20 protein-coding genes are annotated in these 21,767 nt (G+C 49.1%); 7 read left to right on the plus strand and 13 right to left on the minus strand.

What is annotated here, in order from left to right:
- Positions 1–226 precede the first annotated feature (226 nt).
- The 3 genes from ACJJIE_RS10545 (at position 227) to ACJJIE_RS10555 (ending at position 3,930) form a co-directional block, all read left to right on the plus strand.
- The gene (locus ACJJIE_RS10545) at positions 227–3,217 is read left to right on the plus strand and encodes an intermembrane phospholipid transport protein YdbH family protein (protein WP_444894555.1); all 2,991 of its coding nucleotides are present in this window, start codon (positions 227–229) and stop codon (positions 3,215–3,217) included.
- 181 nt (positions 3,218–3,398) lie between these two features.
- Entirely contained in the window at positions 3,399–3,593 is a 195-nt protein-coding gene (locus tag ACJJIE_RS10550) for a YnbE family lipoprotein (protein ID WP_282931815.1), read from the plus strand.
- A 10-nt stretch (positions 3,594–3,603) separates the two neighbouring features.
- Positions 3,604–3,930: a YdbL family probable chaperone protein gene (locus ACJJIE_RS10555; RefSeq protein WP_444894556.1), complete on the plus strand. Its 327-nt coding sequence runs from the start codon at positions 3,604–3,606 to the stop codon at positions 3,928–3,930.
- 92 nt (positions 3,931–4,022) lie between these two features.
- On the opposite strand, the gene rpoS is transcribed toward ACJJIE_RS10555, so the two are convergent.
- The 13 genes from rpoS to ACJJIE_RS10620 form a co-directional block, all read right to left on the minus strand.
- Positions 4,023–5,069 carry an RNA polymerase sigma factor RpoS gene (gene rpoS, locus ACJJIE_RS10560; protein ID WP_444894557.1) on the minus strand — a complete coding sequence of 349 codons (1,047 nt, stop codon included), beginning with the start codon at positions 5,067–5,069 and terminating at the stop codon, positions 4,023–4,025.
- A 199-nt stretch (positions 5,070–5,268) separates the two neighbouring features.
- Positions 5,269–6,030, minus strand: a complete 762-nt coding sequence (locus ACJJIE_RS10565) for a peptidoglycan DD-metalloendopeptidase family protein (RefSeq protein ID WP_444894558.1) — start codon at positions 6,028–6,030, stop codon at positions 5,269–5,271.
- Positions 6,031–6,224: 194 nt separating this feature from the next.
- On the minus strand, positions 6,225–7,187 hold the full coding sequence (locus tag ACJJIE_RS10570) for a DUF368 domain-containing protein (RefSeq protein ID WP_282931811.1): 963 nt from the start codon (positions 7,185–7,187) through the stop codon (positions 6,225–6,227).
- Positions 7,184–7,855: a protein-L-isoaspartate(D-aspartate) O-methyltransferase gene (locus ACJJIE_RS10575; protein WP_282931810.1), complete on the minus strand. Its 672-nt coding sequence runs from the start codon at positions 7,853–7,855 to the stop codon at positions 7,184–7,186. The genes ACJJIE_RS10570 and ACJJIE_RS10575 overlap by 4 nt, the downstream gene beginning before the upstream one ends.
- A 49-nt stretch (positions 7,856–7,904) precedes the next feature.
- Entirely contained in the window at positions 7,905–8,867 is a 963-nt protein-coding gene (gene truD, locus ACJJIE_RS10580; protein WP_282931809.1) for a tRNA pseudouridine(13) synthase TruD, read from the minus strand.
- Entirely contained in the window at positions 8,860–9,345 is a 486-nt protein-coding gene (gene ispF, locus ACJJIE_RS10585) for a 2-C-methyl-D-erythritol 2,4-cyclodiphosphate synthase (protein ID WP_444894559.1), read from the minus strand. The genes truD and ispF overlap by 8 nt, the downstream gene beginning before the upstream one ends.
- Positions 9,345–10,064 carry a 2-C-methyl-D-erythritol 4-phosphate cytidylyltransferase gene (gene ispD, locus ACJJIE_RS10590; RefSeq protein WP_282931807.1) on the minus strand — a complete coding sequence of 240 codons (720 nt, stop codon included), beginning with the start codon at positions 10,062–10,064 and terminating at the stop codon, positions 9,345–9,347. Before ispD ends, ispF begins: the two co-directional genes overlap by 1 nt.
- Complete coding sequence (locus tag ACJJIE_RS10595) at positions 10,061–10,348, minus strand: septum formation initiator family protein (RefSeq protein WP_282931806.1); 288 nt, start codon at positions 10,346–10,348, stop codon at positions 10,061–10,063. Before ACJJIE_RS10595 ends, ispD begins: the two co-directional genes overlap by 4 nt.
- 95 nt (positions 10,349–10,443) lie before the next feature.
- On the minus strand, positions 10,444–11,730 hold the full coding sequence (gene eno / locus ACJJIE_RS10600; RefSeq protein ID WP_444894560.1) for a phosphopyruvate hydratase: 1,287 nt from the start codon (positions 11,728–11,730) through the stop codon (positions 10,444–10,446).
- A 143-nt stretch (positions 11,731–11,873) separates the two neighbouring features.
- Entirely contained in the window at positions 11,874–12,719 is an 846-nt protein-coding gene (gene kdsA / locus ACJJIE_RS10605; protein ID WP_413664888.1) for a 3-deoxy-8-phosphooctulonate synthase, read from the minus strand.
- Between the two features lie 55 nt (positions 12,720–12,774).
- Positions 12,775–14,409 carry a CTP synthase gene (gene pyrG / locus ACJJIE_RS10610; RefSeq protein ID WP_252085084.1) on the minus strand — a complete coding sequence of 545 codons (1,635 nt, stop codon included), beginning with the start codon at positions 14,407–14,409 and terminating at the stop codon, positions 12,775–12,777.
- 125 nt (positions 14,410–14,534) lie between these two features.
- Positions 14,535–15,845, minus strand: a complete 1,311-nt coding sequence (gene tilS, locus ACJJIE_RS10615; protein WP_444894561.1) for a tRNA lysidine(34) synthetase TilS — start codon at positions 15,843–15,845, stop codon at positions 14,535–14,537.
- Positions 15,846–15,913: 68 nt separating this feature from the next.
- Positions 15,914–17,143 carry an AraC family transcriptional regulator gene (locus ACJJIE_RS10620; RefSeq protein WP_282931803.1) on the minus strand — a complete coding sequence of 410 codons (1,230 nt, stop codon included), beginning with the start codon at positions 17,141–17,143 and terminating at the stop codon, positions 15,914–15,916.
- A 317-nt stretch (positions 17,144–17,460) separates the two neighbouring features.
- Between ACJJIE_RS10620 and ACJJIE_RS10625 the strand changes: the two genes are divergently transcribed.
- From ACJJIE_RS10625 to ACJJIE_RS10640, 4 genes are all read left to right on the plus strand, one after another.
- Positions 17,461–18,054: a gluconate 2-dehydrogenase subunit 3 family protein gene (locus ACJJIE_RS10625; RefSeq protein WP_444894562.1), complete on the plus strand. Its 594-nt coding sequence runs from the start codon at positions 17,461–17,463 to the stop codon at positions 18,052–18,054.
- Positions 18,055–18,065: 11 nt separating this feature from the next.
- Positions 18,066–19,802 (plus strand): GMC oxidoreductase, encoded by a 1,737-nt coding sequence (locus ACJJIE_RS10630; RefSeq protein ID WP_444894563.1) that lies wholly within the window; start codon positions 18,066–18,068, stop codon positions 19,800–19,802.
- Positions 19,803–19,897: 95 nt separating this feature from the next.
- Positions 19,898–20,980 carry a sugar phosphate isomerase/epimerase family protein gene (locus tag ACJJIE_RS10635; RefSeq protein WP_444894564.1) on the plus strand — a complete coding sequence of 361 codons (1,083 nt, stop codon included), beginning with the start codon at positions 19,898–19,900 and terminating at the stop codon, positions 20,978–20,980.
- Positions 20,977–21,648, plus strand: coding sequence for a DUF1349 domain-containing protein (locus ACJJIE_RS10640; RefSeq protein ID WP_282931799.1), 672 nt, complete (start codon positions 20,977–20,979; stop codon positions 21,646–21,648). The genes ACJJIE_RS10635 and ACJJIE_RS10640 overlap by 4 nt, the downstream gene beginning before the upstream one ends.
- Positions 21,649–21,767 lie beyond the last annotated feature (119 nt).

Consider the following 21,767-nt stretch of genomic DNA (forward strand, 5'->3'; position numbering starts at 1 on the left):
TGGTAGTCGATTATCTACCCATATAAAGCACTTACTGTCTGCCCCGCCCCACAGCACAGTAGATACTGACCAACATGGTGAGAAATTGCAGCCAGTATAATTATCCAATCTGGTAAACTCGTCATAAGGTAGCAGTAAGGGATTATAGTATTCCTACTTCGCCCTTTCGTAACGAATAATAGATTTAAGTTTGAGCTAATCTCTTGCGGGAATTCCGAGGTTCAGTGTGCGTAAACTCCGTATCTCCATCATAACTCTATCTTGTTTTTTAGCTGCCCTCATAGCAGCTAGCTGGTGGAAAAAGGATATCGTTGCCTCTCAGCTAATCAATATTTTCTCAGGAGAGGTAGTTATTCAGGAGCTGACAGGACTACGACTGGGTTTTAAAGAAGTTTCCATCCAGGAAGTTCGCCTAAAGTCCAGCGTAAATAGTATTATCCTCCTCGAGGGAGTAAAAATTGTCTATCCTTTCCATATTATTTATGACCGAGATAACACCCAAAAAATTGAACTATCAATAGAAAAGCTAACCAGGAGCATGGAAGCTGAAGATATCGTTACCAAAGCCCATATCAACGAGCAGCTCCAGGAAAATAATGTCAAGACAAGTAATACATTATCGTTAAGTGCCCTAAGCCAAAGTCTAACCCGCTTTTTGCCAGGCAAGATATCCGTTAAGCAAATAGTACTCGATGGCCAATTGATTGGCGGCCCACTAAATATAGCTCGCGACAGCACAAAAATTCATGCTGAAACTCCCCTTAAACACCCCCAGTTTGGCGAGCTTAATTTATATTTTGAGGCTTTTTTAGGTTTGTCAGAAATCAAACTAAAACCCAGAATACTAACTAACAACTCAAAGATTCTGTCTGAAGCTGATATAACTATTGCTAAACTAGAAACTGACACATGGATTTTAAACAGTGAACTTGTATCAGAGCTGGAATCTATAGCCCCACTGATAGAGATATTTGAACCTAAAGCTAGCTCCACAACTAAGCCGACAGTATCAGGCAAAATTATAGCTACCACCGCAATTAGCTTGCCAGACAATCTGCTATCCATTTCAAGCTACCGAGAAATTGACATTCAACTTAATGGCAATGATCTAAAGGCCACAATCCCATACGGTCAACTAAACTCCAATATAGAAGCCCAATTATCTATAAGTAATCCAATAAAAATAACACTTGAATCACTATTTCCATTTAAACCTCGACATATCAAGGGGAGTGGCGAGCTTGATATAGCTTTAGGTACTGATAAAAACACCAATACCCCGCTATTAAGTGCGGACTTTAGCTCGAGCACATCGGCGACATCTCCCGAATTAGATATCGAAGGTACTTTTCATCTAACAAGTGCAAATACTATAGTTAATTCCCCCCTATATCTCAGACACTTGCCAACACTACCTATAGATAGTGTTAATGGAGATGTGGCATTTAAGGGTAAACTTCAACTAAGTTCGCTTAACAATATTAACTCTCCAGAAGTAAATAGCTTTCAATTAGAATTGATACCAAACCAAACTATTCAATTGGATATTTCAGCTCCCACATCAGGAAAAAACTCGCCTTTAATTACTACCGGATTACATCAGAGCAAGATTCAGGCAAGCATTAAAGATCTTATCTCCATTACAGGTGACCTGACCAATCCCAACAAAAGAGATATTAAGGTCGAACAAGGATCTCTAACTGCAACAATCCAAGGCTCCAATGGGGACTCGACAGTACAGTTAACCGCTAGCGACATACAATGTCACTTCTCTGACACCAGTGCCTGTAACTTTGACCTAAAGACAAAAGTACCCCAACTTCATGAGCGATCCAGAGAATTAGCAGTTACTAATTTGAGTTCAACTGCCAAGGCAAAGGTTGAAAGCAATCTTAAAGGTCAAAAATTCACGCTAGAGAGCATTAAAGTGTCTGGAGAAAAAATAGCAACCAAAACATTGGCAGCTGACAGGGTAAACTTAGATATACCAACAGTGCACTGCGAAATAACAGAGCCTACAATCTGTACTCTCCCAGAAATAAGCAGTCAGTTTGGAATTATCAACACCGAGCACTTTTCCCTTTCTGGAGACCTCAATTTTCTTGATAGTATTGTTACCATCAAAAATGGTGCTACAGCGCTGGACAGTGAATTTAATAGTAACAATTTAGAGATTGAGACACCGGAAAAGTACAAGGTTAACTCTTCAGCCAAAGGCAAGCTATCCCTGCAACACAATAAGCTAACAAGTCATAGTCAAATTAAAGCAGGTGCAATTAAAATTGATTTAAGCGGCTCTTACGACTTATCAAAATCCTCAGGTGGAGTTGAATTTTCCGTTCCTGAAGTTACCTTTAGTACGGATCGCTCTCTAAACGATACGATCCAGGGCCTTCCCCTTAATATCGTCTCGGGCAGACTTTCTGCCGGTGGTTCTGTGTCTTTGCCCTCCCAGTCCAAAGATAGTATCCATGTTTCATTGGACGATATTGCAGCAACCTATAAAGATAGTTTTGCCACCGGAATCAGTGGAGATCTAAAAGTAGAAAACGAAGATGGGCACTGGATCACACCTACACCATACCCACTATCGATAGAATCTATTAACGCGGGCTTACCAGTGAAAAATGTCCAGTTATCACTGCAACTGGACAAACAGAAAGATATTACATTGCATAATTTTTCTGCTGATTTTTTGCAAGGCAAGGTTACTTCATCAGCCCTTATTTGGAATCTCGCTGAAGAGACTCGAAAAAGCATCGTACATGCGCAAGGTATTTCTCTAAAGGCTTTAGCTCAGGAGACGGACTCAGAAAACTTTGAGGCCAGCGGGCTAATTAATTTAGAAATCCCCATTGTAACGGGGCCTGAGGGTATCACTGTGGAAGCCGGCCACCTTCAGGGTGAAGCTCCAGGCGGACGCTTGCGCTACTACGGAGCCTTCTCTCCGCAGATGCTGGCAAGCAACCCCCAACTCAAGTTGATAGCCAATGCATTGGAAGATTATGAGTTTCAAACACTGGAAGGCAGCATAGACTATCCAGCCAGCGGAGATCTCCAACTACAGCTAAAGCTGGTTGGGCGAAGCGAGGCTATCGATTCTGATCGAGACCTGGTGATCAACCTGAACCTTGAAAACAATATCCCAGACATGCTGCGCTCATTGCAAGCCAGTCGTGATTTGACTGAAACCCTGGAAAAGCAGCTGGACCAATAGGTCAGGAGTGAAGTAGCCTTTATTGGTATGTACAAGTCTGCTTGGTTCATCACCGGTTAAGGTTGACTCAATAAAATACTTGGGTCTGCCGGCATCCAACTCACCTGCTGAACCAGGCAGGTAACACGGGCTAGGTACAAAAAGTAAAAGGGTACCAAAGAGGTACTGTGAGGAGTGTCAGATGAAAGCCAGCCGACTGATTCCTATGGGGCTGCTATACGCTATGGTTGCTACAGGGTGTACACCCACTGTAGCGGTAAAGGCTCCCAGTGAGCCAATTACAGTAAACCTGAATGTGAAAATTGAGCATGAAATTCGGGTCAAGGTCGACAAGGACCTGGACAACCTGTTTGAAGACAAGGAAGGGATTTTCTAAAGAGGCAAATATGAAGACATTAATGAAAGCCTTTTTGGCACTGAGCTTATTAATCGCCCTGCCTGCAATGGCAATTTCCCTAAATGAAGCCAAAAGTAAGGGCCTGGTTGGTGAAGCCAATAGCGGATACATCGCTATCGTAGATGCCAGCTCACCAGAACTGGAAAAACTGGTCAAAGATGTGAATGCCAAACGAAAGGCTGCTTACGCTCGAATCGCTGAACGCAATAAAATTGATATAGCCCAGGTGGCAACACGCGCCGCTGAAAAGTTGGAAGCCCGCTTGTCACCCGGAGAATACTACCAGGACAACCTGGGACGCTGGGTAAGGAAGTAACTCATAGCCCGAAGACTTCAGCTCAGCAAGAAGAGATGATAAAAAACCCCACAGCCAGAAACTGGCAGTGGGGTATTATCAAGGAGTAGAGGCTACAAATTGCCAAATAGTGAATGCCCGTCGAGCCCCTGCTTCTCCATCACCTCTCTTAAACGTTTCAGTGCATCCACCTGTATCTGCCTGACGCGCTCCCTGGTGAGACCGATTTCACGCCCTACTTCTTCCAGGGTGCTCGCTTCAAAACCGCGCAAACCAAACCGCCTAGAGACCACTTCACACTGTTTGTCGGGTAACTCTCCCAACCAACGGTTGATGCTGTCAAAAAGGTCCCTGTCCTGTAAAAGCTCTGCTGGGTCGGACTCCTGCTGATCGGGGATGGTATCTACCAAGGTCTTCTCAGAAGAGGGGCCAATGGGAGTATCTACAGAAGTAACCCGCTCATTGAGCCCAAGCATACGCTCGACATCTTCGACTGGCTTCTCAAGGAGGGTGGCAATTTCTTCCGCAGATGGCTCGTGATCCAGCTTCTGCGCCAACTCTCGAGATGCGCGGAGGTATACATTTAACTCTTTCACGACATGGATGGGCAGGCGGATGGTTCGGGTCTGATTCATTATGGCCCGTTCTATCGTCTGACGTATCCACCAGGTAGCGTAAGTGGAAAAGCGAAAGCCTCTCTCTGGATCAAACTTCTCAACTGCTCGAATCAGGCCCAGATTACCTTCCTCAATAAGGTCCAGCAGTGCCAAGCCTCGGCTAACGTAGCGGCGAGCAATCTTTACAACAAGGCGAAGATTGCTCTCGATCATTCGTTTTCTTGCCGCAGCATCTCCACGCAAAGCCTTGCGCGCGTAATACACCTCTTCTTCTGCGGTCAATAGGGGGGAGAATCCAATTTCATTGAGATAGAGTTGAGTAGCGTCGAGATTTTTCTGCAAATGGCCATCGCCATCCAATCTACAAACTCTACTTTTCTCTGCCTGGGAGGGTGCGGAACTCTTTTTAGCCGCAGATTTCCGCGTGCGACTAACACCTGCTTCAGTTGAACCTAATTTCTGCTCATCATTTTCAACGTCTAACTCAGGAGGAAAGTCTTCTGCCTGGCCAGTCACAGACTGGTCTTGCCGTTGTGCTTCCATTTCCCCTGCTCCTTGTACTTTGCCAATTTCAGCCGCACAACACACTCGGACATTGATAACACAACTATCAATGCCGCAGGTATGTGGCGACAGCCACTGAATCGGCTGACCCTGGGATGGCCACGATTACAGTGACTACCTCAAGTGGTACTAGTTAAAAGTCCATTTTTATTTGCAGAGCTTTACTGCGGCCGTGAACTTACGGTAAGTAGGCAAGAGGGTCTACTGGCTGACCGTTTTTGCGAATCTCAAAGTGGAGCTTGTTGCGGTCGGTACCACTCGAACCCAGTTCCGCTATCCTTTGCCCCGCCTTTACCCTGCTGCCCTCCTTTACGAGCAACCGGTGATTGTGTGCATAGGCACTGAGGTAAACCTCGTTGTGCTTGACGATCAGCAGCTTTCCATAACCTCTCAAGGCGCTTCCTGCGTAGATCACGGTGCCATCAGCCGCTGCCAGTACAGACTCACCCTTTTCACCCGCGATATCAACTCCCTTACGCAATGGGTCCCCAGAGCGGAAGTGACTAATCACTTTCCCCTTGGCGGGCCAGCGCCAGTTGACCGATCCGCTCCGGCGAGATGCTGTTGATTGGCGCTTTGGGCTTGGTGTTAAAGATTTTTTAGCAGTGGTCGTTTGTGTTGTTTTCGGTTTAGCTTTTGCAACTGGCGCTTTTTGCTTCTTTTGCGTGCTGGCAGTGCTCTTGGTTGGCACTGAACCCGTCAGCCTGATTCTCTGCCCAGGATATATTTGATAAGGGGAGCGGATACCATTTATCGCCGCCAATTGGCGAAAATCCTTGCCGTAACGCCAGGCTATCGAATAAAGGGTATCCCCTTTACCAACCGTGTGGTGGGTAATTTTGATACTCGGAGGCTGGCGTAGGGAGCTTGAGGGAGCCTTATGGCTGGAACAGGAGGAAACGGCCTGCAGTAGAACCAGCAAGCCTAATATTTTAAACACCCCCCACAAACAATGACCGATTTTAGGGAGTTTGTTCCGCCAACATCGGCGCTCAAGAGGTTGCAAAAGATGACATTCCATTATTCTCTTTTTACATCAGACCACGGCATTTATGGAAAAAGTGTCTAAAGAAAAGCTCCAAAAATCTCTGGAAAAGTTTGATAAAACGCTGCCATACCGAGATTTTCCAGATCTTATTGCGGAGTGGCGCAAGACTTCTCTCTGTGCACCTTGCCAAAGAAGTCTACAGCGAGAACTAAGAGCGCTGCCACTAGAGCCGCAACAATTGCGCCCCCCAAATGAGCACTGTCGCCGGTTTGCTCGACATAAGTTAGCGGAGAAGTGTTGGATAGCAAAGGGGCCAATTTGCTTGATGCTTCGATTTCCCCGGACATTGGCAGTTTCCAGGGCCAAATAATCTTCAAACTACCCAACAAAACCCCGGCAAGAAATGCCAATGTCCTGGCTACATATTTGTGCATCAGCCAAGACAACAAGCGGCTGAAGAGCATCAGCCCTATTGCCGCCCCTGCCGCAAAGCACAATAGGTTTAAAATTTGGAGTTCATGAACTGCAGCTAAAACCTTGGGGTATATCCCAATTAATAACAGCAGGAAAGCGCCGGAAATTCCCGGCAGTGCCATCGCACATATCGCCAAAGCACCTGATAAAAACAGTGTAAGTGGAGTTGCCGGTATCTCCGAAGGCCGCATCTCGCTCACTGTTACTGCAAGCGCAATACCCAGTGCGAGAAAAACCAAAACAGATGGCGACCACCGGGGGATATTTCTCACGATGGGAACAATTGAGGCGAGAACCAAACCGAAAAAGAAAGACCACACAACAATTGGATAATTTTGCAGTAAGCCACTAATCAGGTGGGCCAAGCTAAAAACGCTCAACAATACCCCAAGGAAAAGAGAGAGAAGAAAGCTCCCATTAATATAGCGCCAAGTGGATAGAAACCCCTCCTTCCGCCACACTGTAATACAATGCGGGCCTATTCGACTGAGGGAGTCCAAAAGCTCCTGGTAGATGCCGGTAATAAAGGCAATAGTTCCCCCGGAAACACCGGGCACCACATCGGCAGCCCCCATTGCCATTCCCCGCAGAAGTACTCCGGGGTAGCGACTTTTTAGAACCTCAGTAAATCTCATCGAACCACGCCACCGAGTAAAGGCACGAAACGTACCGCTTCCAACTTTTCCACATCAAACTTATTACTATCCTCACGACGAGTCACCATCGTCAGGTATTGCTGCTCAGCCCCCACCGGAATTACCAAAACTCCATTGGGAGCCAGCTGTTCTCGCAGCTCATCAGGAATCATTGCAGGTGCTGCTGCAGCCAGGATAGCATCGTAAGGACCCTCTTCTTTCCAACCAAAGCCCCCACTGCTGAGCTTATACTCTACATTGCTATAACCCAGCTCCCCCAACCGATGGCGAGCGGTTTCCAATAGAGGTTCGACACGCTCGACGGAATAAAGTTGTTCGACCAAACGAGCAAGAATGGCCGTTTGGTAACCAGAGCCCGTACCCACTTCCAGAACCCGGTGTAGAGACTTGGCTCTACTCAGTAAGAGTTCAGTCATACGGGCGACAATGTATGGCTGGGAAATAGTTTGGCCATACCCTATGGGCAAAGCAGTATCTTCATAAGCCCGAATAGCCAGGGCCTCATCCAAAAAGAGGTGTCGAGGTGTAGATGCCATTACATCCAGTACCTCCTCGTTGGATATCCCCTCTTCCCGCAATCGCTGGATCAAGCGATTACGGGTTCGCTGGGAAGTCATCCCCAGACCTTCTTGTCTCAAGCGATCCATATTCTTTTCTTGTCCATGATTTGTGCAACAGTGCCAGTCACCTAAAATTTTATGTGCACTGTTTAACATTGACCAGCTGAGCTATCTCCCGTAGCAAAGCCGTAGCAAAAGTACCCGGTGGCAAGGCAAATTCGACGATTAAATGATCACCTTCCCACTCATAGCGAAATGCCTCCGGGGATAAAATCATGGCCCGGCGCTCCTGGCTAAGACCGCAGTGCTCCAGCCAGTTGCACCAAGGCTGCCACGGGGACAACACTTGCTCTTCCAACTGCCCCAGGGCATCCGTTGACAGGTTTCTGCCACGCCCCCAAAGAGGCCCGGTTGGGTAATCTTCAGGCTCTCCAACGAGAGGGCTCTGCCAGGTTCCGGTGTTAACTCGTTCAGCCAAAACCTGATTGAACAGCCAGCTACGGGCAGCAGACATGGCAAAAGCCTTTTCGCTTTTGCGGCAGCGACCGTCTTCTTCAGCTAAGTTTTTTGCCAAGCTAAGGTTATTGCCATCAATCCCAAAGCGCTGTTCACCGAAGTAATTGGGCACCCCTTTGGGAATCAGCTGAAGTACTTCTTCTGCTTTGTCCCGGTCACCTTCTACATTGCGCAGCCGAATCTTGAAGCGATTCCCCATATGCTCGCCACGACGCAACTTGCGTGGTCCCCGGAAGGCCTGGAGCAATGAAATCTCATCGCTGTTTATTTGCGACCAGTCTGCTTCTGGCTTTTGTCCGAGCCATACACTGAACCATTGAGTGGTAACAGCATGTCGGTCTTTCAAGCCATAAAAGCTGACATCTCTGCTTTGCACCCCGGCTAACTTCGCCAACTCTTTGGCAACCCAGGCAGTATTTGCCCCGCGCTTTTTAACCTGTAAGTAAACATGCTCACCATCTTTATCAGCCGGCGGCATAGCCAATTCATCGACAATAAAATCTTCTGGTTCTGTGCGAAAATCACCAGAAATTACCGCACCCCCAAGCGCTCGGGGCCAATCCAGGTTCCAAACTTCAGACATCTTTGCGCTCTAATAAAACAGTAGCTTGCGCGGCGATACCCTCACCGCGACCAGTAAATCCAAGCTTTTCTGTAGTGGTTGCTTTGACACTGATCGCATCGCAATCAACACCACAGTCAGCGGCAATATTGACTCGCATTCCATCGATATGCGGAGCCATTTTGGGGGCCTGGGCAATCAACGTCATATCCGCATTAACCAGGCGATACCCTTTATCATCGATTAACCCAACAACATGTCGAAGCAGGTTTCTGCTATCCGCTCCGGCAAATTGTTCATCGTTATCGGGAAAGTGTTTACCAATATCTCCCAGGGCCAGAGAACCCAGTAAGGCATCCGAGAGGGCGTGCAGTAAAACATCCCCGTCAGAATGAGCTACCAAACCATACCCATAGGGGATTTGTACTCCTCCGAGCACTACATGATCACCGGGGCCAAATGCGTGCACATCAAAGCCCTGGCCTATTCGAAAACTCACTATCGCTTATCCTCAGTCGGGGAGTAGCGCAGACGTAAAATAGTTTCTGCAATTATGATATCGGCGGGGTGCGTCACTTTAATATTGTCACTATCACCCGCAACCAATTGCGGTGAATGGCCAAAAAACTCCAGTGCACTGGCTTCATCGGTTACAGCAACCCCCTGTTCCAGGGCTTTACCAAGGCATGAGTGCAGAGTACTGAGAGGGGCCCGTTGCGGGGTTTGCGCCAGCCAAATACTTTCGCGGTCAACCGTTTCTTCCACACAGGCTACACCGCCAGTCACATGACTGCGCTTTAATGTGTCGCTTGCGGGGCGCGCCAAAAGTGCCATCGGTGAGACTTCGTCACTGAGTAAAGCGCAGATATCGCGCTCAGATACACAGGGTCGTGCAGCATCGTGGACTAAAACCGGAGTATCGCCGCTTTCTCGCTCCGCCAGGAAATCCAGAGCGGACTGAACAGAGTCTGCTCTCTCAGCTCCACCAATGACGGTGTGTACCAAGGGGTGGTTTGCTTCTTTCAGGTGAGGGAAGTAGGTATCCTGCTCCGATAGCGATACTACAACGCCGGCCAAGCCTGGCCACCCAAGAATATTTTTTAAAGTCAGGGATAGCAGTGGTCGCCCGAGCAATGGCAGGTACTGTTTCGGGCGATCAGCCCCCATACGTTTGCCAACGCCGGCAGCGGGTACAATGACCCAATAATCCTTAATCAATTTTCAGCCTCTTCCTTATCCAGGAAGATAAACAGTGTTTCCCCTTCCTTGATCAGTCCCAGGTCATAACGGGCTTTCGCTTCCACACCATCAGTGCCAACTTTCAAACTGCGGACTTCCCTAAACAGTTGACGGTTTTCCCGCACCAGCGCGATATTTTTTTCTTGCTGTTGGGCTAATTGACGCTTGAGACGGGTAACTTCGGCGAGACTACCTTCACCAACCCAAAGTCGGTACTGGGTGGCGAGGAGCATAATGGTGAGTATTGCCAGCAGCCATTTCATACGAGATTACGATATTTCGCTTGTTCGTATTTATAGTACTACAAAGAGGGGCTGGCCCCTCTTTGTAGTACTTGCACGCTAATTCAAATAATAGATTACTTGAATTCAGCGCGGCCGCGATAAGGAGCGGAGCCATTCAGCTCAGCTTCGATGCGCAGCAGACGGTTGTACTTGGCTACGCGGTCTGAACGGCAAAGGGAACCGGTCTTGATTTGACCAGCAGCAGTCGCAACCGCCAGATCCGCAATAGTGGTATCTTCGGTCTCACCGGAGCGGTGGGAGATCACAGCGGTATAGCCCGCATCTTTAGCCATTTTGATCGCATCCAGAGTCTCGGACAGGGAGCCGATCTGGTTGAACTTGATCAAGATAGAGTTACCGACACCTTTCTCGATACCTTCTTTCAGGATCTTGGTGTTGGTTACGAACAAGTCGTCGCCTACCAGCTGTACTTTTTCACCAATTTTGTCGGTGAGAACTTTCCAACCGTCCCAATCACTCTCGTCCATACCGTCTTCGATAGACAGGATCGGATAGTTGGCGGACAGATCGGCCAGGTAGCTGGCAAAACCTTCGCTATCGAACTGCTTGCCTTCGCCAGCCAGGTCGTACTTGCCATCTTTGTAGAACTCGGAAGAAGCGCAGTCCAGAGCCAGGGTAATATCATCGCCCAGGGTGTAACCGGCCTTTTCTACCGCTTCAGCGATGACTTTCAGTGCCGCTTCGTTGGAAGGCAGGTTCGGAGCAAAGCCACCTTCATCGCCAACCGCAGTGTTCAGGCTGTTGCTGGACAGTACTTTTTTCAGGGAGTGGAAGATCTCAGCACCTTGGCGCAGAGCTTCGGCAAAAGATTCAGCCTTAACCGGCTGAACCATAAATTCCTGAATATCTACATTGTTGTCAGCGTGTTCGCCGCCATTGAGGATATTCATCATCGGTACCGGCATGGAGTACTCGCCCGGAGTGCCGTTTACCTCAGCAATGTGCTGGTACAAGGGGATTTTTTTGGAAGCGGCAGCTGCTTTAGCGGCAGCCAGGGAAACCGCCAAAATAGCGTTAGCGCCGAAGTTCGCCTTATTTTCAGTGCCGTCGGCATCGATCATCGCCTTGTCCAGGGCGCGCTGATCGGCAGCATCCATACCCTTGAGCAGGTCAGCGATAGTAGTGTTGATATTTTCAACCGCTTTCAGGACACCCTTACCCAAGTAACGGCTTTTATCGCCATCGCGAAGTTCCAGCGCTTCACGGGAGCCAGTGGAGGCACCGGAGGGGGCGCAGGCGGAGCCAATAGAACCATCCTCCAGGATTACATCGGCTTCAACGGTAGGGTTACCGCGAGAATCCATTACTTCAAAGGCTTTAACAGCGACAATCTTGCTCATTTACAATGGGCTCCGTATTGGTACTTACTGAAAATAGGTTTTCGTAAATCAGACTTTACGCACTTTTTGCTACAGCGCTCAGGCCAAATAGCAGAGGGGAAAGTGCCGCGCGCCCAATCAGGGCGCGCAAAAGTATCTCTTTTTTATTTCGTATCCAGCGGCTCAAAACCTTTGATCAGGTCATCTACCGCTTTCATCTGCGCCAGGAATGGCTCCAGCTTTTCCAGTGGCAATGCACTGGGGCCATCACACAATGCTTTGTCTGGATTCGGGTGTGCTTCCAGGAACAGGCCGGCAATCCCGATAGCCAAACCTGCGCGGCCCAGCTCAGTGACCTGTGCACGGCGACCACCAGAAGCTGCACCGGAAGGATCGCGCATTTGCAGTGAGTGGGTGACGTCAAAAATCAGCGGCGCACCGCCGGAGGCATTGATCATGGTGCTAAAGCCCAGCATATCGACAACCAGGTTGTCGTAGCCAAAGCAGGCACCGCGCTCACACAAAAGAATATTTTCGTTGCCACACTCAGCAAATTTCTCCACCACATTTTTAACTTGTGGCGGGCTCATAAACTGGGGCTTTTTGACGTTGATCACTGCACCAGTCGCTGCCATAGCCGCGACCAGGTCAGTTTGGCGGGCCAGGAAGGCCGGCAGCTGGATAATATCCACGACTTCGGCAACCGGAGCAGCCTGGTGTACTTCGTGGACATCGGTAATCAAGGGAACCTTAAAGGTATCTTTGATTTCCTGAAAAATCTTCAGGCCTTCTTCCATTCCCGGTCCGCGATAGGAATTGATGGAAGAGCGATTGGCCTTGTCAAAAGACGCTTTAAAAACATAGGGAATACCCAGTTTTTCAGTGACTTTTACATAGTGCTCAGCCACCTGCATCGCCAGGTCGCGGGATTCCAGTACATTCATACCGCCAAACAGCGCGAAGGGCTTGTCGTTGGCGACCTGAATATTTCCGACTTCAATTGTTTTCACTGTCAGCTCCCTGTCATCTCACCCCCAGTCACAGAGACCGGGGGCGGATTACTGATTAACCCTGGTTTTCACGCTGCTTCATTGCGGCGGCAACAAAGCTTTCGAACAGCGGATGGCCGTCGCGCGGGGTTGAAGTAAATTCCGGGTGGAACTGGCAAGCAACGAACCAGGGATGGTTCGGCAATTCAACCATTTCTACCAGGGTATCGTCTGCAGACCAGCCGCCAATTTTCAAACCAGCTTGCTGCAGGCGATCAACGTAGTTGTTGTTCACTTCGTAGCGGTGGCGGTGGCGCTCTACAATGACGTCGGCGCCGTAGATATCGCGAGCCTTGGTGTCTTTAGCCAAGCGACACTCCTGGCCACCCAAGCGCATGGTGCCACCCAGGTCGGACTGCTCGTCGCGCTTCTCGATATTGCCTTCGCTATCGATCCACTCTGTGATCAGGCCAATAACCGGGTGCGGGGTTTTAGTATTGAATTCAGTACTGTTGGCACCCTCGAGGCCGAGCACATTGCGCGCGAACTCGATAACCACAGACTGCAAACCGAGGCAGATGCCCAGGTAAGGAATATTGTTTTCACGAGCGTAGCGAACAGATTCAAGCTTGCCCTCTAAACCGCGCTCACCAAATCCACCGGGAACCAGGATTGCATCGGCATCCTTGATCAGGTCAATGCCATTCTCGCCCTCAACGTCTTCAGCGTTGATAAAGTCGATATCCACTTTGCAGCGATGCTTGATACCCGCATGGGTCAGGGACTCGATCAGGGACTTATAGGCATCCAGCAACTCCATGTATTTGCCAACCATGGCAATTTTTACTTCGTGCTGCGGGTTCAGCTTGCCATCGACCACTTCATCCCACTCGGAAAGGTCTGGTGCCTGGCATTCCAGCTGCAGTTTTTCCACAACGATATCGTCGAGGCCGTAACTGTGCAGAAGACGCGGTACGCCGTAGATGGTCTTGGCATCGGGCAGCGGTACAACAGCGCGCTCTTCCACATTGGTGAACAGTGCGATCTTGCGGCGGGAGTCCTCATCGATCTCGCGCTCGGAACGGCACAGCAGAATATCCGGCTGCAAGCCGATAGAACGCAACTCTTTAACAGAGTGCTGAGTCGGCTTGGTCTTGGTTTCACCAGCAGTTGCAAGGAAAGGCACATAGCTCAGGTGGATCAACAGGGCGCGATTGGTGCCCATTTCCACACGCAGCTGACGCACAGATTCCAGGAACGGTTGGGATTCGATATCACCTACGGTGCCACCGATTTCAACAATAGCAACATCGACATCGCGGCCACCTTCTACAACGCGGCGCTTGATCTCGTCGGTAATATGGGGGATCACCTGTACGGTGCCACCCAAGTAGTCACCACGGCGCTCTTTGCGCAGTACGGTTTCGTACACGCGGCCGGTGGTGAAGTTGTTACGCTTGGACATCCGGGTACGGATAAAGCGTTCGTAGTGACCCAGGTCCAGGTCAGTCTCGGCACCATCCTCGGTGACATACACCTCGCCGTGCTGGAAGGGACTCATGGTACCCGGGTCTACGTTGATGTAGGGGTCCAGTTTGAGGATGGTAACCTTGAGGCCGCGGGCCTCGAGAATGGCGGCCAAAGAGGCGGAGGCGATACCTTTCCCCAACGAGGAAACCACGCCACCAGTTACAAAAATATAGCGCGTCATGCAAAACCTTGGTCAGTTGAGCGCTCGATGAATGTCGAGCTTACAGGGCTGGCCCGGGCGGATAATCCAGCTTCTCCCGGTGCCTTTTAGACGGGGCGCCAGGGTAGCAGAAACCCCCTTAACACTCAATCGAAAAACCGCCAGCCGGGTGGTTCATCCGGGATGGCGCAGCCTGCTTTGCATGAAAAGAGCCCCGCGACAGCCACCAGATCATCCCCCAAAAATACCAATGGGACACGATCCCTGAGCCAGGGCTCAAGGGCCCACTCCTGCAAGAGCTTCTTAAGCGTTTGTGACCTGGAGCGATTTACCGGGTGCGCACGCTCCCCTCCTCTGCGATAACACACTCTATAATCGCCCACTGGCCAATCCGACGAGGGCCGAAGAATGCCACCCGCTGGCAGAGCCAGATTAGAGCGGCCATCCCAGTACCAATTTTTATCGGGTTTATTGGCAATTGGCGCCAGCTCAGGGGTCAGGTAAAGACGACTCCGAAAACGTCGTACCACTCGCCCACCCATATTAACTTCAAGCTGTGCATCCCCTGCCGCATGAGTCACCTGGAAAAGCGCCTGATTTAATAGGGTTGACTCTGGCGGCTGCCCCCCTTGGCCCAATACCCAATGCCGCATAAGGTTTTTACGGCGCCCCTCGCTAAGGCTGAAGAAGCGAGGCAGGGCCAGACTTTCGCCAAATCGCCCCACCTTTAAATCAGCCTCCTCCAGGTCAGCAAGTGCCAACTCAGACAGCAAGTCCGCAGACTCCCTCAGGTTCTCCGCTGCCCGAGCGATCTGGCGACTCACTCCCCAACGCTGGTTGAGCAGTGGCACAACTCGATGCCGCAAAAAATTACGCTCCAGGGCCTCATCCGCATTGCTGTCATCTTCAATCCAGCTCAATCCGTGAGCCTCAGCCCACTGCTCTAGCTCTTTTCGCCCCGCTCCGAGTAGAGGGCGTAGTAAGTACTTATTATCTCCGATCGTTCGACTCTCGGACATGCTGGCCAATCCCAACACGCCCGCGCCCCGCATTAAGCGCAGCAGGAAAGTCTCAGCTTGGTCGTCCGCGTGGTGACCGAGCAGAATTTGATCACCTTCGGACATCACCTGATTGAAGGCCGCATATCTCGCCCGGCGAGCCCCCTGCTCCAATCCGCCATCTTTGTAATCAACAGTAACCTGGATGGCTGTAAAGGGTACCGCCAGATTTTCAGCAAACTCTTTACAGTGAGCCAGCCAAATGTCCGCATTTGCATTCAGGCCATGGTGAATATGAAGCGCACGCACGGGAACCTGGCAAGTTACCAGAAGGTGCAGGAGAACAGTGGAGTCCAGACCACCAGAAAACCCCACCCACAGCTGGCCGCTGGCAGGGTGGGACTTTAGCAACCCCTTTATCAGAGTTGGGAGTTTTTCAGGGCGGTCTACGGGTTTCACAAGGGGTCGAGCCAGAATCAAATTTTCAAAAGTATACTGCCAAACCCAGCAAAGGCGGCTAGAGCCCTTTAGTTGGGCTCTATAGCACCCTTCTCACTGCCAGCCCTGGCTTCGCAATTAAGCCGGCGGTACTCGGTCGGCGTCATACCCACCATTTTCTTAAAAAAGGAGTTAAATGTAGCCTTGGTATTAAAGCCCGAGGACAACATTACCTCCATCACGGTGAGCCCCGCATTTTGCGGCTCCCGCAACATCCGTTTTGCCTCATCTATACGGTAACGGTTTACAAATTCGAAGAAGTTGCACTGAAAATGACGATTAATCGTCTGTGAAAGCAACCTGCGTGATACCTGTAACTGCCCTGACAACTGCTCTAGGGTAAGGGCTGGAACCAAGTAAGGCTTTTCTTCCCGCATATAATTTTCAATTTGGGCTGCCAACTCCAGATCAATCTCAGGCTCCCCATTAGCATCCTGTTCCTGGTCAGAACTTACATCTTCCCCGGACTTCTCCACTTTATGCCCATCGCCCTCAAACATTGAGGAGTAACTGAGACTAAAGAAGATCATGGCACTAACCAAAACAAATACGGCGTAGTTACTAAACAGCCCCATCGCTCCAATATCCAACTGGAGCTGCCACTCCTGCGCCAACCCTACCGCCAGGTTAATCATCAGAGCCCAAATACGAACCAGCAAGAAGCCCCAGATCAACACCAACAGCCAAGTCAGGTCAATTTTCTCAATACTGGAATGATTATCTCGAATCTGCCTGCGGCATCGACGCACCTCAAAAAGACACAAAACACCGAAAAGTACCCGAAGCGATTCACGAGCCAATCCCAACAAGTGATCGAACATTGAGCCAGTAGTTAAATTCTCCCCACGCAGCATGGCTGTCTTGGTTTCGCTATCAAATTGCCAGTAGGAGAAATATTCAAACACGACTGCCAGTAAAAAAGGCAGCAGGTACCAAAGGTCTCGCCTGGAAATCCTAAACCCCTCGCGAGTTAAGGAGCGGGTATACCAAAGTAACAGGGGACCTTCTAACCAGTAGGCTGCGCCAAATACAAAGAACAAGTTCGGGGAAGTCTCAATGGACCAACTGCGGAAACCTTCACCAAAATTAATCAGGATATCCAGGGGAATAGCGGCTTGTGAGAACAGAAATAGCGCCAACAAGGTGTTGCTGAAACGCCGCTCGCGACGAATCACTAACAACAACAGTGCAAAAAGAGCGCACTGATAACTGGTCATTATCAGAACAATATCGTGGAAATTGAATAGTAAAGCGTCCATTGATACTCAAATAGCCCTTCTACCTTCTTGAAAGGTCTAGACATTCCTGCGAAGCCGCGCCTTGATTGTGAACCGCTCTGCATGCCAGAAGTATCACGGAGTTATTCAGAGGCTCCCTAGAAAGATATTACCACTAAACCACCATCAGCCCGCCCAAATAAGGGGTAAAGCTTTAGGTAATACCTGAATTTGTACGTCCAGATTTGGGTATCACCACAAATCAAGACGACGAGCTGAAGCCCCCAAGACAAAATCTCCCTACCAGTATCGATTCACTAGAAAAGAACTAACTCTTCAAGCAACAAGAGGAGACCGGGATGATAAACCGTCGGAAATTTATTCAAGGACTGGCCACTGTGGGCGGGACCTCTCTGGCCCTAACCTGCACAGAGCAGCAAGCTCTTGCGGCAGCAGATAATTTTTTCAAATCGCGAAGAACTGACGCCTACCGGGCACGGCTTTTCTCTATTGAACAACTCACCACCCTGCACAAAATCTGCTCCTACCTGATACCCGCAACGGATACTCCCGGCGCAGCTGAAACAGAGTGCCATTTATTTGTCGATCACTATTTAACTGACTGCATAGAAGAGCAGACCCAGCTAAAAACCAAAAAGCTCTTACATGAGTTGGATGAGCGTGCCACCACCCGGTATGGACACCCCTTTATTCATCTTGCCCCAGAACAATCGGTTGCTCTACTCGAATCACTCGACACCGGAATAGCCCCCTTTAACCCAGACTTACAGCAAGATTTCAGGAATCTTAAATTCCTGGTGTGCCTTGGCTACTACACCAGCTTTACCGGAGCCACTCGTGAGCTTGCTTACCAAGCAATTCCCGGTGGATTCAAAGGTTCAGTTCCATTGGATCAAACCGGGAAGGCCTGGGGTTCACTGCCACGTATTTAAAGGAAAGCACTATGCAAAATGATGAATTATTGATCCAAAAAGAAAGCCAGATATTTGACGCAATCGTTATAGGATCAGGTATTAGCGGCGGCTGGGCAGCAAAAGAACTAACCGAACGGGGATTAAATACCCTGATGATAGATCGGGGCCGGATGGTAAAACACGGTCAGGACTACCCCACAGAAAACAAGGGACCTTGGGAATTCCCACTCCGTACTAAAATGAATCTGAAAGAGAAAAAAGAAATCTACCCAATACAAAGTCGTAGCATTTTTCTCAATGAAAGCACCAAGCATTTTTTCTGTAATGACAACGAACAACCCTACTCCACAGAGCCCGGCTCAGACTTTACCTGGATTCGCGGCAATCAAGTAGGGGGCAAAAGCCTTCTCTGGTTCCGGCAGTCATATCGATTGAGTAACCACGACTTTCTCGCAAACAAACGTGATGGCGTAGGAGTTGATTGGCCCATTCGCTACAAGGATATTGCACCCTGGTACAGCAAAGTCGAACGCTTTGCCGGAATCAGTGGCAATACGGACAATATTGAGCAGCTGCCAGACTCCGAATACCAACCACCATTTGAGATGTACCAGTGTGAACAAGACATCAAGTCCAAGTTTGAAAAGCAGTACAGTGATAAACATTTCATTATTGGAAGAGCTGCTCACCTGACCAAGCCAAACCGGGAACAGGTAGCCCTAGGCCGATACAACTGCCAGGCTCGTAACCAGTGCCAACGAGGCTGCTCATTCGGCGGCTACTTTTCGACACAAAGCGCCACCATGCCAGCCGCAATGAGAACCGGCAAACTACAAATTGCCAGTAATAGCGTGGTACACAGCCTTATTTACAACTCGCAAAAGAACCGAGTAGCTGGCGTAAGGGTAATCGACAGCGAAACCCTGCAACAACGAGAGTATTTTGGCCGAATCGTTTTCCTCTGCGCATCCACATTGGGCTCAACCCAAATACTCCTCAACTCAGCCAACAAGCATTTCCCCAAGGGGCTCGCCAACAGCTCTGGTGTACTGGGCCACTACCTTATGGATCACAATTACAATGCCTCAGCCCACGGCTTTATTGATGGTTATGAAGATGAGTACTTCTCCGGGTGGAGACCAACCGGCATCCTGATTCCCAATTTCCAATATCGCCCCGAACTTTACCGAAAGCACTACAAGCGCGGCTACCAGATTTCAGGAAGCGCCTATCGGCAGGACTGGCGGACAATGGCTGCTTCCGAGGGGATTGGAAAATCTTTCAAAGAAAAACTGCAACAACCTGGGCGCTGGGGATTTTGGATCGGTGCACAGGGAGAGATGTTACCGAGGCACGAAAACCAGGTCAGCCTCCACTCCACCAAAAAAGATAAGTGGGGAATCCCGCAACTACATATCAATTGCCAATGGTCTGAAAATGAGCGTCTAATGATGGAGGATGCCTCTGAGACCATGCAAGCTATGCTTAAGAATTTGGGGCTAAGTGAAGTTAGTGGACAAGTCACTAGTGATAAATACCCCCCTGGAAGTGCCATCCATGAGGTAGGCACAGCACGAATGGGTAGTGATAAAACCAACTCAGTTTTAAATGGGCACAACCAATCGCACGATATACCCAACCTTTTTGTAACCGATGGCTCCTGCTTCGCCTCTTCAGCAGTTCAAAACCCCTCTCTAACTTTTATGGCATTAACTGCTCGAGCCGCAAACTATGCAGCCAGCGAACTTTCTGCGGGGAGATTATAAAAGTGATAAGCCTACGAAGTTTATATCGCAATCTGTTTACAGCTCTTCTCTTGACAACTTTACCCACCTTAAAATCAGTCGCAATTGAAGTGAATATGGCTACTGAGAAAATTGAACCCCAACTCGGGGTTCAACTATGGTCTGTTCGCCATGAGTTAAACCGGGACTTTTCAGACACCCTAAAAAGACTAAAAGCAGCAGGTTTTAATGCGATAGAACTGGCTACGGAACTAGGTCCGTACAAAGAAAAGCCAAAGGAACTCCGCTCTCTACTGGAGCAATTAAAGCTAAAAGTGAGCGGTGCACACGTTTCTATTACCCAGCTGCTCCCGGAATCAATTGATGCAACGGCCACTTATTACCAGACCCTGGGTGCCGAATACCTAATTGTTGGCTGGGACCCGAGAAGCTGGGACCCTAACGGGGTAGACAAGTTAATATCGCAGCTTCGCAGTGCGCAATCCGTTCTTTCCAAGTACGGTTTGAAAATGGGATTTCATAATCACGATAAAGAATTTTCCACTTACCAAAACACAACTTTCTGGGACTATATATCCCAGTCTACTGATGACAATTTCATTTTGCAGTTAGACATCGGCTGGATTTCTGCGGCAGGCAAAGATCCTATCAGCTATCTAAAACGATATCCGGGGCGAACCTATACCACTCACTTTAAATCCTGGGTTCCTGATGAGAATATTAACAATAAAGCTAGGGAGCCTCTGAATAACTCCGTGATACCTCTGGCTTGCAAAGCGGTTCACAATCAAGGCGCGGCTTCGCAGGAATGTCTAGACCTTTCAAGAAGTTGCAACGCGGAGTGTGAATCGCTCTGCGAGCCCCGAAGGGCGGGCCTTGAAGGCTACAGCTGCTGCGTTGCAGCTCTTGCAAAGGGCTACGGCCATTCGCGGCGAGCTGCGCCTAACATCTGCAGCCTTCAAGGCCCGCAGAGGCATTACGGAGTTATTCAGAGGCTCCCTATAATCGGCATGGATCTAATAGATTGGCCTTCAATTATTGAGGCCAGTATCGAAGTCGGCGGCAGCCAGTGGATTATTCTTGAGCAGGAAACTGCGCCAAAGGGTATGGAAACAATAGAGGCGCTTATAAAATCAAAAGCAAATCTTCAGCAATACCTTTCATCGTATATGTCCACTAGAAAGGATATAAAATCATGAAATACCTATTCCCCGCCCTATTGACTTTGATACTTCAAGCCAGCAATTGCATAGCAATGACAGCCGCCCCAGAAACTTACGACTATTTAAGAATTCCTTATCCGCTGGAAAAACAGCACACCATTCAAGAACCAAGTATCGCACCTTCAAAAATCACCATCACCGCCACAAAAGGCAGCGATTTATTCACCAATGCCGACAACTCTTATCAAATAGACAATGCCCCAAGGTTACTTTTCGCACCGAAAACTGACTTTATTTTTTCCGCAAAAGTCTCTGTAGACCTTGAGAAAAACTTTGATGGAGCCGCTTTAATTGTTTATGCAGACGAGGGAAACTGGGCAAAACTTCTACTTGAGAGGTTTAACTCTGGCAAAAATGGCATAGCGTCTACCGTCGTTTATAAAGGTGGTGACGATGCCTACCATGTAGAAACCCAGAGGGAATACAGCCATCTAAAAATTGCAAGGAAAGGAACTACATACTTCTTTTATCACTCAGAGGATAGCAGACACTGGTCATACCTTCGATCATTTTCCCTGCAGACCTCCAAGCCCACCAGGATTGGTTTTCTCGCCCAATCACCTACAGGCCCCAAAGTACAAGCTTTGTTTTCTGATATTAACTTTGAGGAAAAAACAATTACAGACTATATGCAGGGAACCTAACGACCCGAATATCGTCTCGAAGAAAAAACTTCGAGAGAACATTAATAACAGCCTTCGAGATACATAGCTATGACAAGCGCAACTTCTGTCATAGCTATGTATCTCGAGCCACCCGGGAA

This window comes from Microbulbifer maximicatervae (SeqCode) (assembly GCF_052467325.1).

What these genes read in the sequence shown, in the direction of transcription:
- eno (WP_444894560.1), bottom strand. Translation starts at nt 11,730, where the DNA reads ATGAGCAAGATTGTCGCTGTTAAAGCCTTTGAAGTAATGGATTCTCGC.
- ACJJIE_RS10620 (WP_282931803.1), bottom strand. Translation starts at nt 17,143, where the DNA reads ATGGACGCTTTACTATTCAATTTCCACGATATTGTTCTGATAATGACC.
- ACJJIE_RS10575 (WP_282931810.1), bottom strand. Translation starts at nt 7,855, where the DNA reads ATGGATCGCTTGAGACAAGAAGGTCTGGGGATGACTTCCCAGCGAACC.
- ACJJIE_RS10625 (WP_444894562.1), top strand. Translation starts at nt 17,461, where the DNA reads ATGATAAACCGTCGGAAATTTATTCAAGGACTGGCCACTGTGGGCGGG.
- truD (WP_282931809.1), bottom strand. Translation starts at nt 8,867, where the DNA reads ATGTCTGAAGTTTGGAACCTGGATTGGCCCCGAGCGCTTGGGGGTGCG.
- ACJJIE_RS10635 (WP_444894564.1), top strand. Translation starts at nt 19,898, where the DNA reads ATGGCTACTGAGAAAATTGAACCCCAACTCGGGGTTCAACTATGGTCT.
- ACJJIE_RS10570 (WP_282931811.1), bottom strand. Translation starts at nt 7,187, where the DNA reads ATGAGATTTACTGAGGTTCTAAAAAGTCGCTACCCCGGAGTACTTCTG.
- ACJJIE_RS10630 (WP_444894563.1), top strand. Translation starts at nt 18,066, where the DNA reads ATGCAAAATGATGAATTATTGATCCAAAAAGAAAGCCAGATATTTGAC.
- ACJJIE_RS10555 (WP_444894556.1), top strand. Translation starts at nt 3,604, where the DNA reads ATGAAGACATTAATGAAAGCCTTTTTGGCACTGAGCTTATTAATCGCC.
- pyrG (WP_252085084.1), bottom strand. Translation starts at nt 14,409, where the DNA reads ATGACGCGCTATATTTTTGTAACTGGTGGCGTGGTTTCCTCGTTGGGG.
- ACJJIE_RS10595 (WP_282931806.1), bottom strand. Translation starts at nt 10,348, where the DNA reads ATGAAATGGCTGCTGGCAATACTCACCATTATGCTCCTCGCCACCCAG.
- rpoS (WP_444894557.1), bottom strand. Translation starts at nt 5,069, where the DNA reads ATGGAAGCACAACGGCAAGACCAGTCTGTGACTGGCCAGGCAGAAGAC.
- ACJJIE_RS10550 (WP_282931815.1), top strand. Translation starts at nt 3,399, where the DNA reads ATGAAAGCCAGCCGACTGATTCCTATGGGGCTGCTATACGCTATGGTT.
- ACJJIE_RS10640 (WP_282931799.1), top strand. Translation starts at nt 20,977, where the DNA reads ATGAAATACCTATTCCCCGCCCTATTGACTTTGATACTTCAAGCCAGC.